General features: G+C 26.9%; 13 protein-coding genes. 1 reads left to right on the forward strand and 12 read right to left on the reverse strand.

Annotated elements, in window-relative coordinates:
* Window positions 1–211 precede the first annotated feature (211 nt).
* Complete coding sequence (locus ARA19_RS05310) at window positions 212–1603, reverse strand: dihydrolipoyl dehydrogenase family protein (protein ID WP_084764264.1); 1392 nt, start codon at window positions 1601–1603, stop codon at window positions 212–214.
* 229 nt (window positions 1604–1832) lie between these two features.
* Window positions 1833–2165, reverse strand: a complete 333-nt coding sequence (locus ARA19_RS05315; protein ID WP_055069929.1) for a winged helix-turn-helix transcriptional regulator — start codon at window positions 2163–2165, stop codon at window positions 1833–1835.
* Window positions 2166–2390: 225 nt separating this feature from the next.
* On the opposite strand from ARA19_RS05315, the gene ARA19_RS05320 reads away from it, so the two are divergent.
* Window positions 2391–2855 (forward strand): GreA/GreB family elongation factor, encoded by a 465-nt coding sequence (locus ARA19_RS05320; protein ID WP_055069930.1) that lies wholly within the window; start codon window positions 2391–2393, stop codon window positions 2853–2855.
* A gap of 110 nt (window positions 2856–2965) precedes the next feature.
* Here ARA19_RS05320 and ARA19_RS05325 read toward each other — a convergent pair whose 3' ends face one another.
* From ARA19_RS05325 to ARA19_RS05370, 10 genes are all read right to left on the reverse strand, one after another.
* A complete protein-coding gene (locus ARA19_RS05325; protein ID WP_055069931.1) occupies window positions 2966–4183 on the reverse strand; it encodes a cytochrome c biogenesis protein/redoxin in 1218 nt (405 codons plus the stop codon).
* Window positions 4184–4394: 211 nt separating this feature from the next.
* Complete coding sequence (locus ARA19_RS05330; protein WP_055069932.1) at window positions 4395–5738, reverse strand: MATE family efflux transporter; 1344 nt, start codon at window positions 5736–5738, stop codon at window positions 4395–4397.
* 122 nt (window positions 5739–5860) lie between these two features.
* Complete coding sequence (locus ARA19_RS05335; RefSeq protein ID WP_055069933.1) at window positions 5861–6466, reverse strand: hypothetical protein; 606 nt, start codon at window positions 6464–6466, stop codon at window positions 5861–5863.
* Window positions 6467–6631: 165 nt separating this feature from the next.
* Entirely contained in the window at window positions 6632–7273 is a 642-nt protein-coding gene (locus ARA19_RS05340; RefSeq protein WP_055069934.1) for a cohesin domain-containing protein, read from the reverse strand.
* Entirely contained in the window at window positions 7254–8471 is a 1218-nt protein-coding gene (locus tag ARA19_RS05345; RefSeq protein ID WP_055069935.1) for a YibE/F family protein, read from the reverse strand. The genes ARA19_RS05340 and ARA19_RS05345 overlap by 20 nt, the downstream gene beginning before the upstream one ends.
* Window positions 8472–8606: 135 nt before the next feature.
* Window positions 8607–10934, reverse strand: coding sequence for a metallophosphoesterase (locus ARA19_RS05350; RefSeq protein WP_055069936.1), 2328 nt, complete (start codon window positions 10932–10934; stop codon window positions 8607–8609).
* Between the two features lie 215 nt (window positions 10935–11149).
* Window positions 11150–11614, reverse strand: coding sequence for a hypothetical protein (locus ARA19_RS05355; protein ID WP_055069937.1), 465 nt, complete (start codon window positions 11612–11614; stop codon window positions 11150–11152).
* Window positions 11615–11634: 20 nt separating this feature from the next.
* Entirely contained in the window at window positions 11635–12936 is a 1302-nt protein-coding gene (locus ARA19_RS05360; protein WP_055069938.1) for a sensor histidine kinase, read from the reverse strand.
* Window positions 12926–13621, reverse strand: coding sequence for a response regulator transcription factor (locus tag ARA19_RS05365; protein WP_055069939.1), 696 nt, complete (start codon window positions 13619–13621; stop codon window positions 12926–12928). The genes ARA19_RS05360 and ARA19_RS05365 overlap by 11 nt, the downstream gene beginning before the upstream one ends.
* A 102-nt stretch (window positions 13622–13723) precedes the next feature.
* Window positions 13724–15274 carry a methyl-accepting chemotaxis protein gene (locus tag ARA19_RS05370; RefSeq protein ID WP_055069940.1) on the reverse strand — a complete coding sequence of 517 codons (1551 nt, stop codon included), beginning with the start codon at window positions 15272–15274 and terminating at the stop codon, window positions 13724–13726.
* Between the last annotated feature and the right edge of the window lie 3 nt (window positions 15275–15277).

A 15277-nucleotide genomic window follows, 5' to 3' on the forward strand; every position in this document is an offset into this window, starting at 1 on the left:
CCTCTCTGATTTTTAATTATTATATCAAATATTTATGAAAAAATTGAAAAAGTTTACTATTATTAAAAAATTATTAAAATAGAATTCTTAATTTAATTCTACTTTTAATAGCTTTCTTAAATTCACTTCCTAAATTTTAAATAAATGTAATTTAAAAGCAAAAATTAAAGGATAGTTCAAAATCACATTTCTTTTGAACTATCCTTTATTCTTATATTTCTTTTATCATTGCTGGTGATAAAGCTTCATTAAGTGCTTCTGTCATTGTTGGATGTGCATATATTCTATCTCTTAAATAAGTATATTTGACACCTAAATCCATAGCAAGTTGAATTAAATGTATTATCTCACTAGATTCCTCACAAATCATAGTAGCTCCTAATATTTTTTCACTTTTCTTGTCTATTATTATTTTTATAAATCCATCTGTTTTTCCTAACTGCTTTGCTCTAGGTATAGCTTCCGTTGGCATTTTAGCTACTAATATATCATAATCTCTTGCCTTTGCTTCCTTTATATTTAGCCCAACTCTAGAAAATGCAGGATCTAAAAACATAGCGATTGGTACATTTTTCCTATCAGTAATTTTTCTAGTTTTATCTCCATATAAATTATTTATAACAATTCTATAGTCGTCTAAAGATATATAGGTAAACTGTGGACCTCCATTTATATCTCCTAATGCCCAAATATTTTTAATATTAGTTTCTAATTTCTCATTTACTTTTACAAAGCCTCTATTATCTAACTCAATAGCTGCCTTTTCTAAGTTTAACCCCTCTGTATTAGCCTTTCTTCCTGTAGCAACTAAAATTATATCACTGTATAGTTCTACATCCTCTCCATTTTTTCTATATAATAATTTAGCTACCCCATCTTCATCCTTAACTTCTTTTATTTCAACATTATTTATTATTTTTACATTTCTTTTTTCTAGTATTTTTATTATTTCTTCTGAATCCTCTTCATCTTCTCTAGGTAATATTCCTTGATGATTATTTAAAATAGTTACCTCACTTCCAAAAGAACTATATATTCCTGCAAATTCAAGACCAATAAATCCAGCACCTATTATTGTTAATTTCTTAGGTAGCTCTTTTAAATTCATTAAGCTCTCATTATCATAAATTCTTTTATTATTTTCAATACCTTTTATGTTAGGTATAAATGGCTTTGAACCTGTATTTATAAATATTTTTTCACCTTCTAATAATAAAATCTCATCATTCATAGTTTTTACTTCTATTTTCTTATTATCTACAAAGGATCCAATTCCTTTAAATATAGTTATATTTATATTATTATTTAATTTATTATAATTAGCTGTTCTCAACTTTTTAATTAAAGTGTCTTTATCCTCTATTGCTTTTATATATTTAATTTGTTTTTGTGAAAAATCATTAAAATTATTTCTTCTTATAATACTTGCTTCATTTTCTAACTTCTTAGTTGGAATACAAGCTTTATTTATACAAGTTCCTCCATACATTTCATCTGACTTTTCTATTAATGCTACTTTTTCTCCTCTATTTGCTAAATCTACAGCAAGGGTTTTTCCTCCCTTTCCAAAGCCTATTATTATTGAATCAAATTTATTTATCATACTATTGCCCCCTTATTAGTTATATATAAGTTTCTTTGTTCTAAGAATATTTTTATCTCATAACTAGTACCTGTATCCACAATTTAAATATAAACAAATACATATCCCTAAATAACTTTTTCTAAAATTCAGATAAAATTAAAAATCTCAGTTTATTTTCTTATCTTACATACAATATAACAGCACATATAAAACTTCTCAATTAGGCACTTTTTTGTAACCAGTATTCTTAATTGTCACAAATAAGATTTTTATCACTCCAAAATATCATTTTTTCCATAATAGGAAGTAAAGTTAATCCTGATTCACTCAAATAATATGTTGATTCAACCACATTGTTCATTAACCTTTTATCATTTATAATAATCCCTTGTTCTATTAATAAATCTAATTGTTGAGTAAGCATTTTTTTACTACATCCTTCTATTGCTCTTTTCAGTTCTCCAAATCTCATTTTTTTATCTTTTATTTCCCATATTATCGCAGCAACCCACTTCTTTCCTAATATACCTGATAAAGCTTCAACTGGACATTCATATATGATTTTCTCTACACTATACACATTATTCCCTCCACTTATACTTTTTAAAATTAATATATCATCAACATCTATTAATAACCATGTATTTTTTTTACTTATTATTTAATGCTCAAATGAGATTAATATATTTACTTAATAAACTTATACTATATATTAATTTAAATTTACTTTATCTTAAATAATTACTAGGAATTATCATAGGAATATAATATAATCATAATATATTTGTGAGGAGGTTAATTTTCTATGAACAACACGCTAACTGAGGAAAATATAAAAAAATTACAAGAAGAATTAGATTATAGAATGACTGTAAAAAGGGCTGAAATAGCAAAGGAAAAACTTATTGCTGCTGCCCATGGAGATAGATCTGAAAATGCTGAATATAAAGAAGCTTGCAGAAATTATAGAGAAAATGATAATAGAATCCAATATTTAATGACTATGATTTCAACTGCAACAGTAATTGATAGTGAAAATGTAGATAAAACAGTACTTGGAATTAACAGTAAAGCAAAAATTAAATTTGTTGAAGATAATGATGAAGATGTTATAACACTTGTTACAACACTAGATATGGACCCTGAAAATATGTGCATAAGCGTAGAATCAGACCTAGGCAAAGCTTTATACGGTAAAAAAGCTGGTGATGTAGTAGAAGTTATTGCCCCTGGAGATAAATATACTGTTGAAATATTAGAAATTCTGTAAATTTCAATTAAAATGCTGTATCTAAGTAACTGGTTATATCACTCTACTTTTGAAAAGTTATAGTATATAATAATTATCTTTGATACAGCTTCTATTAATAAATTATTCTTTTATTTAGCACTTTCTATGAGCTTTTCCATAGTTTCTTTATTCATACCACCAGGGACATATTGTGTTATGTATCCCTCTTTATCAATTATAAATGTTGATGGGAATGCATAAACTCCATACTGAAACATCATGGAAGCTCCTTCATCAAAAACTACAGGAAAAGTATAACCATTTTTCTTAAGAAAGTTTTTAATATATTCTTCATTCCCTTCTTCACCTATATTAGGAGATGCAACTCCCAATATAACCACATCATCCTTATTGTAGTTATATTCTTTATATAATTGTTCTATATATGGCATTTCTTTTCTACATGGAGGACACCATGTTGCCCAGAAATTTAAAAAAACTACTTTTCCTTTATAATCACTTAATTTATGTTCCTTTCCATATTGATCATATAAGGTAAAATCTATGGCTTTTATTTTTTCACTATTTTTCTGACTATTTATCGCCGAGTCACTTCTCTCTTGATTATTTATTTCTTTATTTCTCTCTATTTGATTAATAGTTTTATTCTTTATGTTAATCTGTTCTATTGCTCCACTATAAGCATTTACAACTATAACTCCCCCAGAAATCACAAGGATTACTCCACCTATGATTTTTATTTTATTCATATATTTTTTTACTTTATCTAAAGTGCCAAATAATTTATTATAAAATAAAGAAACTAATATAAAGGGCACTATAAACCCAAGAGTATAAACTAATATCAATCCATTTGAAGACCAAAAATTACTTGAACTTGATGCCATAATAAGAACTGAGGCAAGTATTGGTCCTATACAAGGAGTCCATCCAAAACTAAATGTAAAACCTAAAATAAATGCACTTAAAGGATTCATTTTCTTTATTTTTGTACTAAATCTCTTTTCTCTATTTAAAAATCCCCATTTTATTATGCCCATATAGAATAATCCCATAATTATAATGATTATTCCTCCTATTAGCATTATTATATCTTTATTATTCTTAAAAAATAAACTTAAAGCTTTTACTGATGACCCTAAAATAAAGAAAGTTGTTGAAATTCCTAAAACAAAAAATAAAGTATTTTTGAATAAAGAACTTCTAATAAATCTTTGACTTTTTAAATTTTCTACAGAACTATTAGATAATATACTTAAATAAATAGGTATTATTGGTAGTACACATGGCGAAAAAAAAGAAAATATTCCTTCTAAAAATAATACTAAAACTTTCAACATTTCCATAACTTATATTATCCCCCAACTTCACTCTTACTTAATGACTAATTTCTCGCATTTTTCTGTCTTCTATAACAAAAAGATAAATAGCTTTCTCTTTAAATAACTACCACTAACCATTCAGATGAGGTCAAAACTACATCTAAATTAAATCTAGGTTTATATAAACTATACTAACACTTCCATAATTTATCAATTAGTTACTTTTTAGTAACTATCATTCTATTTCTACCTCTTTATAAATTCTTTTTTTATATTTATTTAAAAATATTATTCCTATAGTATCAGCTAATGCCCAACCTATAGGCACCGAAAACCATATTCCTTTTTCCATTAAAAATGTTTCAGCTAAAATATATGCTAAAACAACCCTTGTCCCTAATGATACTATAGTTAGCAATATAGAAGTTTTTAGCTCTCCAAGCCCTCTAAATAAACCATAAAACATAAATAAAAATCCTATTAAAAAATAAAATATAGAAACTATAGAAATATATTCAACTCCAATTCTTATAACTTCACTCTCACCTTTATTTACAAAAAGCAACATCAAATTCTTTGAAAATATTAAAATTAAAGAAGTTGTTATTATAGAAAATATTATTATAACTTTTCCAGCTGATTTTATTCCATCAATTATTCTCTCCTCAAGATTTGCTCCTTTATTTTGGGCAACATAAGTTGAAAAAGCATTTCCAAAATCCTGTACTGGCATATATGCAAAGGAATCTATCTTCACTGCGGCTGCAAAAGCTGCCATTACTATAACTCCAAAACTATTAACTAAACCTTGAACTATTAATATTCCTAAGTTCATTATAGATTGTTGAATTGAAGTTAATACTGAATATCTTATTACTAATAAAAAACTTTCTTTTTTTAATTTTATATCTCTAATTGTAAATTTTATAAAAGTAATTTTTTTTAAAATATATATAACAACTAAAATTGCAGATATTCCTTGAGCAATAATAGTTGCTAATGCAACTCCCTTTACTCCTAAATTTAAGTTAATTACAAATATTAAATCTAAAAAAACATTTATTATTGATGATATAATTAAAAAATATAATGGTCTTTTAGAATCTCCAATTGCTCTTAACAAAGCTGTTCCTAAATTATATACATAAGTAAATACTAATCCTACTAAAATAATAATTAAATATGACTTAGAATCTTCTATTAACTGTTGTGGCATATTAAATAAAGTCAAAATATTGTCTATAAACATTAAAGAAACTATCATTAATATAATTGTAACAAAACCAATAACTATAGTTGCTGTTATAGTGGTTTCCTTCATTTTTTCCAATTCCTTCGCTCCATAAAATTGTGATAATAAAACAGAAACTCCCATAGACAATCCTATTATTATGGATGTTATAAATACAATTATAGCAAAAGAAGAACCTACAGCTGCTAAAGCATTAGAACCTATAAATTTTCCAACTACAATAGTATCTACTAGATTATACACTTGCTGAAATATATTGCCTAAAATCATAGGAAAAGCAAAATACAATATTAATTTACTTGGTTTTCCTTTAGTCATATCAATCATATTAATTCCTTATCCCCTTTATTTTTAGATATTAATATAAAATGTGCTTCAATTTAGAAATAATTTTTAATCATTTACTAAATTAAAACACACTTTATATATCTAATTTTTAATCATTATATTTAGAACTTTCCACAATTATTTATATATTCATACATCTCTTTATCATTTTTTTCTAACAATACTTTATCTAAATTATATTCATCAATAATCCTTACCCTATTTTCTTCTAGGATTTTTTTTACATAAATAAAAGATTCTCTAATATTCCCAGTCAATATTCTAATAACTTCACCATTTATCAATGTTATTTCTATGCTAAGTCTTCCATCATTTCTAAATCTTATTTCTTCTTCTTTCCCTTCATAATCATACCTTGGGTATATTCCCATTGCTTTAGTTTCATAGCTATTACCTATACTTAGCTTAACATTATTTATTTCTTCAAAAGGAATTTCCCTTGAAGGTTTTAACACAGCATTAGTTATTAAATTCCTCCCAAATAATTGAAAACTATTATTAGTTAACTTACAAGAATAACTTGCTTCACTATAATACTTACTTTCATTCATTTTTTCATCAATAAAAAGAATTGCCCTTACTGGTTTATTTGACTTAGAATCCTCATAAATTTTCATAAAATCCTCCTTAAATTTCCTTTTCTTATAATTCTCTAACCCTTTATTAAACTTCTCTTCCTCTTTATTTTTCTCACCCTTTATTTTCATATAAGTCTCCTTATTGTATGTAGCTACATCTTTAGTATATATTCCAATATAAACCATTTCAATATAATCAAACCAAGTTGTCCAAAGTTCTTTCTAAGATGCCAAATAACAAAAAAATAAGATGCTGTATGAAACAAACACCTTAAACTTCTATTGCTATATAAATTAAACTACTTTTATAACTGTATTTTTTACTTTCAAATCTCCATACCCCTTTTTAGTTGACAATGTACTTTTATCTTTATCTCCTGTTTCTGTTGCAAATACAGCTTCATTTAATTCTATCTTTATATTATCCTTTGGATTAGCTGAACTCTTTAATTTAAATATTAATTTAAAAGGCATATCCTTTTCATCTTTTTTGAATCCATCTTTATTGTATGCATTTTTTCCTACTGTTGTATCCAAATACATTGCTTTTATTTCTCCTTCTTCATTAGCAAGTTTTGCATTATAGGTCCAATTTGGCACTTTAAAAGTAGCTTTACTCTCTCCTTTTTTATCATAATCATTATAAGTTTCCATTGTTCCTGATGCTAAACTTACAAATTCTAATTTATTACTATCAAATTTTATAGAAACACTTGCAGCTGGATAAATCCCTTCTGGTAACTTACTTAAAGTTACTGGAACTACTATTTCATCCTTTGAATTTGCCTTTACTTCTTCCTTTGGTCCTTTTAACATCAAAGTTGGGACTAATGCTTTTGTCACTAAATATGATAAAGTAACCCCTACTATAACCAATAGAAAAATTATAGCTTTTATCTTCTTCTTTTTTAAATTCTCAATTAAAATTCCCTTCATCACTGCTCACTCCCCTATTTATAGCAAATATTTTTTCACAAACTTTCTTTTTATTTTTTCCTCCTACTAACCTAGATGCCAATATGGCTGTTATTGGTATGGATAATATTACTGCTATCCCTCCAGATAGACCTTGTACAACTTCAATTACTATTAAATCTATATTAATTAGTTGTACATAAGGGAATTTATACATGAAATACATTATTAAAATATTTACACTACTTCCTGTAAAGGCTAAAATTAAAGTATTTGTCATGGTTCCCATAATATCTTTACCTATATTCATTCCAGATTTAAAAAGTTCATCTTTAGTCAGCTTATTATTTATACTTACTATTTCAAAAATTGACGATGTTATAGACATTGTAGTATCCATAATGGCACCTAAAGAAGATATTAAAATACCAGAAAAAAGAAGATTTTTCACATTAAGGGCCGTATTAGCTGCAATAAATAATAAATCTTCAGCCTCTGCTGTATTATAAGTAGAAATATTAGTAATTTTTCCAAAAACTAAAGCTATAATCCCTGAAATTATAGTACATAATATACAACTAAAAATTGCTACTGCAGTCTTTCTTGTTAATCCATTTAATACAATCATAGTAATGGCTGTTGATAATATAACAGTAATGGTTGATGCCATTATTGGATTAATCCCCTTAATAACTAAAGGTATAAATAAAAATATAACTAAAATCATAGTAAATATTAGTGAAAATAATGACTTAAAACCCTTCGATTTTCCAAATAAAAGAACTAAAAATACAAATATTCCTAATAAAATATAAATTGCATCCTCTCTATTATAATTAACTATTATAGATGTCTTGAAATTATCATAGCTAGAAACTACTATTTTACTCCCAACCTTAACTGGTCTATTATCAACCCTTCCAACAAAATTAATAAGTTCAATAACCTTATTTTTGTTATTTCCAGTTGTTATTCTAGCTTTCACATACTGCTTTCCTATATTTATATACTTAAATACTGGATCTGGCTCTAATATCTCCTTGGAAATACCTATAATAACAGCTTTTTCGTATTTATTTCCTATTTCCGCATCCTCAGGAATCTTATAAGTTAGCTTACTATTTAACTTATATAAAAACAAAGAAAAAATTAGAGTAAAAATAGTCCATAAAATAATAGTCTTTCTTTTTTTAACAATTTCTATAAAAAAATTCCTCATCTAGAATTCCTCTCACCTTATAACTTTTAATATAATAGAAGGGATATATTAAATCTATAATTTCATAAGTAGAAATTTACTTTATACATCCCTTCTAAAAAAATAAATACCCTTAACTTAGTTCTGTCTAAGTCTTTACTTGCTTAAAATACCAAATTCTTTTCCTGATACAAAATTATCTACAATATTTATAGCATCCCTTGTATTCACTCTTCCATCTCCACTTACATTTATGGTAACCATATCTTTTTCATTTACATCAATTTTCCTTAACCATGCACTAACTGTACCCAAAGCATCTTGTGCATCTATTCCATCATTATTTTTATCTCCAAAAATTAAATTATTGCTCTTAGTATTTCCTTCTGATAAGGTATAATTTTTTATATTTGATAGTTTTTCTAAGCTCTCATTTTTATTAACTAATGCTACATAGGTTACTTTACCTGTTTTCTCAGTAAATTCAGGGCTATAATAAAATTCTACATCTCTATATTTAACAGATTTATCATTTGGAGTTAAAGTGAATTCTATTGCTACTGCTTTTTTATCCTTTGGGAGCAAGTCATTTTCTTCTGCACTATATAACTCTCTTGCAACTACAGTTCCTTCTTCCTTTTGAACAAATGTTATTTTACTTTTTGCCTTACTAGTATCATAATCTATATCAATATTGTCTTCACACCTTAAGGTTAATTGGGACATACTTACCAAAGTACTTTCATCTTTATTTTTATCTTCTTTCAAAGCTACTGTTAAAGTAACTACATTTTTATCTCCATCAATATTATTCACAAATATAGGTTCATCCTCTAAATTAGCAAGAGCTATACGGAGTTTATTTTCTGAAACATTATGATCCCAATTACTCGCCTTTATTACTTTATTATTTAACTGAACATCTTTTACCTCTAAATCTTCTGGTATATCCAAAACCATTTCTGAACTTCTTATTACAGAATCTGTTGGGAATTTATTTAGTGATACAGGTATTTTAAACTCAACTCCTGCTTTTCCTTCAACATTATTAATATTAGACATTTTAGCCATATACCCATCCTTATTTCTAACCATAGTCATTGAATCATATAAGTATTTGTTTGTTGTTATTTCATCTTTTTCAGTATCATATTTAAACATATAAGTGTTTAGCGTTACTTCTTCCTTCGATACTTCCATTTCTACAATAACTTGTTCCTTTTTAATATCACTACCTGTATCTGTAGAGTTTACATCTAAAAAACTATAGCCTGGAGCTAAAATATCCCCTGTCCCAACTGTATAGTTCTTTTTTGAATACCACTTTAATCCCCCAGCATGACCTCCAACCATATATAAAGGTGCATTTAAAGGATTTATCACATTATTATTTTCATCTTTAGATGGATTAGCATTATAACCATCTTCATTTATAAAACCTCTTGAATAAACATGGTCATGCCCTTGCATAACTACATCAACATCTAATTCTGAAAATACAGGAGCCCAGTATTTTCTTGCTTCAATAATGTCTGAATCCACAATATGCGAAGCCCCAGTATATATAGACTTATGAAAGCCCACAAAAGTCCATTGATTTCTTGCTTTAGCCTCATTTACAGTTTCTATTAAATGTTGTTTTTGCTTTTCTCTAGCCTCAGCACTATATCTAGCTTCTTCAAGATTCAACATTATAAAAGTTGCTGGTCCATAATCATAGGAGTATACTATATTTCCTGCCTCTGCTGGTGCATTTATATGTCTCGTTAAACTATTATTATCATGATTTCCTTGTACTACTGAAATTAAGTAATTTCCAAACATATCTTGTCCACCAGTTGGAAAAGCTCCCTCATTATTAAATAATTGTTCCCATTGTGTTTCTGTTGTAGCTTTATCAGTTATATCTCCAGCTAAATATACAAATGATAAGTCCTCACTTTTATTTATCTCTGCTAAGGTTGCACCCAATGCCTTTGCATTACTTTCATTAGATACCTGTGTATCTGCTATATAAGCAAATTTAAAGCTATCTTTACTTCCTTTTGCTGGAGCTGTTTTAAATTTACCTTTAAAAATATTGTCTCCTGTTCCCACTATATATTCATAATTTGTATTAGCCTCTAAATTACTAACTCCTATTTTATGAAAATACTTATTAGCATTTCCTACAGAATTTTCTCCCTTAACAATTACTTTTTCACTACTTCCAACTTTATTTAAGGTAACAATAGTTTCAAGATTCCCCTCTACAGTGGTATAAGTAATATTAACCTCACTTGATGGATTATCTCCCATATGAACATTTACTTGCTTTGGAACTTTACTATCTTCAACTTTAACCTCTAACTCTTTACTCTCTTCAGCCACTACTGCTACTCTAGAATCTTCTGCATAAGTTATCCTTCCATCCCCTAAAGAAATAACTGTTGAAAATGTTGCTAAAGCTAATAATAAACTAATTTTTCTATTCCTCTTAATCATTGCAAATTACCCCCAATAAATTTATTTGAAATACTTAAAATCTTAACTCTAAATATTTCCTTTTCTCTACATTTACAATGTTACTAAAGGAAATTTATCCCTATATTATATTAATGTTGTTTTTTGTTAATTAATTGTTATAAAAACTTCAAAAACTCTATGTAAAAATACCTTTAGATAAATTTACATAGAGTTTCATAGAATTCTATTAATTTTTAAAGCCCTAAGTGTAATATACTATAATTATCTTTACAAGCTACATCACATAGGTTTATTAAATCATCAAAACATTTTATTACTGTTCTTTTTTCTAATTTAATTTTTTCATATTTTCCCTCTCCATCTTCTCCAGTAAAAGTATATAACCCTGTTAAAATAATTTCATTAGCCCCTTCATTAAATATAATTTTCCAACCTTTGAATATTTCCTTTATCTTTTTGACTTCCTTATTTTCTATTACACTATAGCCACAATAAGCTAATTCATTTTTAATTTCACCATTTGGCCATTTGAATTTTATAAAATTTAAAGTATCTAAAATATATAAAATAACATTATCATCTACATTAACATAGTTATATAAATTTAAACTATCCGAATTAAAAAAGTCGCTTATTAAGTTACTTATTTCATCTTCTTTTAAATCTCTATTCATTAACACAAATTGATGTTTCTCCATTATATTACCTCTTAATTATCTTACCTTTTTTCTCTAATAGTAAAAAATATAGAAAGTCCATACTCCTTATTATTTTCTGCCCATATTTCCCCTGAATGAGATTCAACTATATTTTTACAAATTGATAGCCCTAATCCAGCTACCTTCCTACTTTTATCAGAAGTATATAAAGTTTCAAAAATTTTCTCTATATTTTCTTCTGAAACTCCTGTTCCATTATCACTAATCTGAAATAAAATATAGTCATTTACTTTTTTAGCCTTAATTTTTATATTTAAATCATCTTCTCTTTTATATTTTATACTATTATTAATTATATTTCCAAAAACTCTTCTTATTTTAGCTATATCTATATTCAATCTACTATTTCTATTTTCACATTCCATGAAAAATCCAACTCCAGCCTCAGTTAATTCATCACAATATTCATCTCTTATAATGTCACAAAATCTCCCAAGTTCTATTTCATCCATATTAATATCTCGTTGAAGATTATAATCTAAATATTCATCAAATTCATTTATTATGTCTTTTATATGTTCTGACTTAGAATATATGATTTTTAAATATTTTTTTCTTCTCTCTTCCTCAATTTTTCCGCTTTGCAATCTTTCAGCAAATCCCATAACTGATGTAAGAGGTGTTTTAATATCATGTGATATGGATGCTATTATCCCATTTTGTTTAGCTCTCTCCCTATCTATATCCTCAGCTAAGTCAACAAAACAATTGTGTAACCATCCAATTTCATCATGTCTTTCTATACGCTTTGGTTTTAACCCTAGTTTATACTTCCCCATACTCCTACTAAGTTTTTCTATAGGTTTAACTAAATTAAAATATATCATAAGAGCAAGAAGCATCAATATACCACTTAATATTACTAACTCAGCTTTTAATAATGTTTTTATAGGTTCTATAACTAATAATGTTTTAATATCTACTGGTTTTATAATCTTCACTAACATGTTCTTATTATCTTTATTAAAGATTGCTGTAACTTGCTGATTTAGTATATCTTCATTACTCCTATTTTTCTTATAGAGTTCACTTTCATATAAACTACTCTTATTTTCATCATTAAAGAAAAATATAAGATTACTATGATTTTTCTCAAAATCCTTTGCTATTTCCTCAATGTTTTTTCCCATTTCTATTTCTCTAACAACTTCATTGATTTTATTATCTAACATTAACTGCTCATCTTTAAAATTTTGAATCATTTCCTTAGATACATTTATTTCAAAAAAACCTATAATAAATATTATATTTCCTATAAATGCTAATAATATGGATAAAATCAACTTTTTTCTAATACTCATTATAACACTCTACAGGCTTAACAAACTTATAGCCAACTCCCCAAACAGTTTTTATATATTTTGACTCCTTATCTATTTTATCTCTTAAGTTTTTTATATTTACTGTAACAGTACCTATATCTCCATAATCAAATCCCCAAATATGATCAAAAATTTGCTCTCTTGATAAAACTCTTCCAGCATTTTCACAAAGATAAGTCAATAATTGAAATTCCCTTGAAGATAGCTCCACCATTTTTTTATCAACAAAAACCTCGTAGCTTTCTTTATTAATTTCTATGTTTCCAATATTAATAATTTTCTCTTCAATTGTCTCTCCTCTTTTTTCTCTTCTCAAATGCGCTTTAACCCTAGCAACTAGTTCTGCTACAACAAAGGGCTTTGTTATATAATCATCTCCACCCATTTCTAATCCAAGCAATGTATCTAAAGTATTTTTCTTAGCAGTTAAAAATATTATTGGACAACTAACTTTATCTCTAACTTTTCTACAAAATTCCAATCCATCCATCTTGGGCATCATAATATCAAGTATAATTAATCCAAGCTTTTTTTCCTTTTTAACAATAGAAATTGCTTCCTCTCCATTATGTGCCTTAACAACTTCTAAACCTTCATCCATTAAACTATCTGAAATTAATTCTGTAATTTCTATATCATCATCTACTATTAATATTTTTCCCAAAGTAACCACCTCAACACTAATTAACTTTAAATTATATATTTATTTATATGTAGATAGGATGTATCTCCCTTAATTATTTTGATACATCCTTAAACATTTTTATTATTTTTTAAATATAGCCTTTATTCTATCAATGAATGTTTCACTTTTTTCTTCTTCCTTATTCTCTTGAACAGTTTCTTTTTTTTCTATAGCATTAGTTCTTATAACAAATTGTACCGCCCCTACATTGGTGTTTTTTTCAGAGACAAAGGATTTAGGTTTAAAATCACTATTAGAATACTTTTCCATCATTTCATCTATTTTTTTATTAACTTCATCTGGTATATCTCCAGTTTTACTAGCCAATTCTCCAGTTCCAGATTTTATAGCTTTAGCCCCATCATTTATATCCTTTATTCCATTTGAAAGAGCATTAGCTCCACTCTTAAATGCTCCTGTTGCATCATTTAATGCACCTGTTCCTGCTGAAAGCCCACTTACTCCACTTTGTAATTCATCCATAGATTTATTTAAGGTACTTGCACCTGCACTAATATTTCCAATGCCATTATTTATTTGATTATAAGCTGCTGATAAGTCATTTGCTCCCTTTATAACAGATTTTATTTGGTTCATCTGCTCTGCTGGTATAACTGAACTAAATGAATTTGCTACACCTTCTAATTTGTTTAATGTAGCTGCATAATTATCTAATTGTGTCTTAAAATTATTAGAACCATCAGCAAGATTGCTTACTCCATTGCTTAAGTCATTTACTCCATTTTTAATAGCTCCTATTCCTGTTTCTAATTCTTTAGCTCCATTATTTAAATCACTAACACCTTTTGTAAGTTCACCTGTCTTTTTAGATAATTCATCAACACCTTTTTTATATTGAGCAGTTCCATTTTCTAAGGATTTTGCCCCCTTATCTAAATCATTTATTCCCCCTGAAAGCTTATCCATTTTATCTATAATCTCATCCTTACCATCAATTTCTACATCCATTCCCATAGTTATTCCATTTATTGATATAGGATCCATCTCAAAATTTGTTACATCAGCTGTAATCTTATAAGTCTTTTCTTCCCTTGGAAACTTTATATAGGTTATGCTTTTTGTTGCGCCTACATTTGCTAAAGTTCCCCCATCTGCCACTATATTTTTACAAAGTTCCGTATCTAGTGCCATTGATATTTGAAGGGCATAATTATTAAAAAATATTTCATCAACATTAGGATTTTTCTTCACATCTAGTTCTATTTCTAGTTTTCCACTTTTTCCACCTAAATCTTCAGGAGCTATTTCCTTTCCATCTAGCTTATACTTTAAATTTATATTCCATGGAATATTCTTGTCCTTTAGACTTCCTTCATAATAAAATTTTCCCTTTTGTAAACTTGCATTAATTTCACCATTATTATATTTCACTTCATCTGTAGTTGATATATTTTTCACTTCTACATATTCTCCATAGTCTACTAAATCTCCTCCTTTTTCTAGATTAAAACTATTAACAACATAGGCACCTTCAGTATCTCCCTTATTATCTAAAGTTATATAAACTATTTCATCTTTTTTATAATTATTTCCTTCTGCTAAAGCTGTAATATTTCCTAACATAGCTGCTGTAATAGTCATTGGTATTATAAATTTAATAGTTTTTTCCATTTT

This window comes from Clostridium massiliamazoniense (genome assembly GCF_001403635.1).
In the GTDB taxonomy this organism is placed as follows: Bacteria; Bacillota; Clostridia; order Clostridiales; family Clostridiaceae; genus Sarcina; species Sarcina massiliamazoniense.

Coding starts and splice junctions, on each gene's coding strand:
- ARA19_RS05310 (WP_084764264.1), bottom strand. CDS start 1,603: ATGATAAATAAATTTGATTCAATAATAATAGGCTTTGGAAAGGGAGGA.
- ARA19_RS05320 (WP_055069930.1), top strand. CDS start 2,391: ATGAACAACACGCTAACTGAGGAAAATATAAAAAAATTACAAGAAGAA.
- ARA19_RS05325 (WP_055069931.1), bottom strand. CDS start 4,183: ATGGAAATGTTGAAAGTTTTAGTATTATTTTTAGAAGGAATATTTTCT.
- ARA19_RS05330 (WP_055069932.1), bottom strand. CDS start 5,738: ATGATTGATATGACTAAAGGAAAACCAAGTAAATTAATATTGTATTTT.
- ARA19_RS05335 (WP_055069933.1), bottom strand. CDS start 6,466: ATGAAAATAAAGGGTGAGAAAAATAAAGAGGAAGAGAAGTTTAATAAA.
- ARA19_RS05340 (WP_055069934.1), bottom strand. CDS start 7,273: ATGAAGGGAATTTTAATTGAGAATTTAAAAAAGAAGAAGATAAAAGCT.
- ARA19_RS05345 (WP_055069935.1), bottom strand. CDS start 8,471: ATGAGGAATTTTTTTATAGAAATTGTTAAAAAAAGAAAGACTATTATT.
- ARA19_RS05350 (WP_055069936.1), bottom strand. CDS start 10,934: ATGATTAAGAGGAATAGAAAAATTAGTTTATTATTAGCTTTAGCAACA.
- ARA19_RS05355 (WP_055069937.1), bottom strand. CDS start 11,614: ATGGAGAAACATCAATTTGTGTTAATGAATAGAGATTTAAAAGAAGAT.
- ARA19_RS05360 (WP_055069938.1), bottom strand. CDS start 12,936: ATGAGTATTAGAAAAAAGTTGATTTTATCCATATTATTAGCATTTATA.
- ARA19_RS05370 (WP_055069940.1), bottom strand. CDS start 15,274: ATGGAAAAAACTATTAAATTTATAATACCAATGACTATTACAGCAGCT.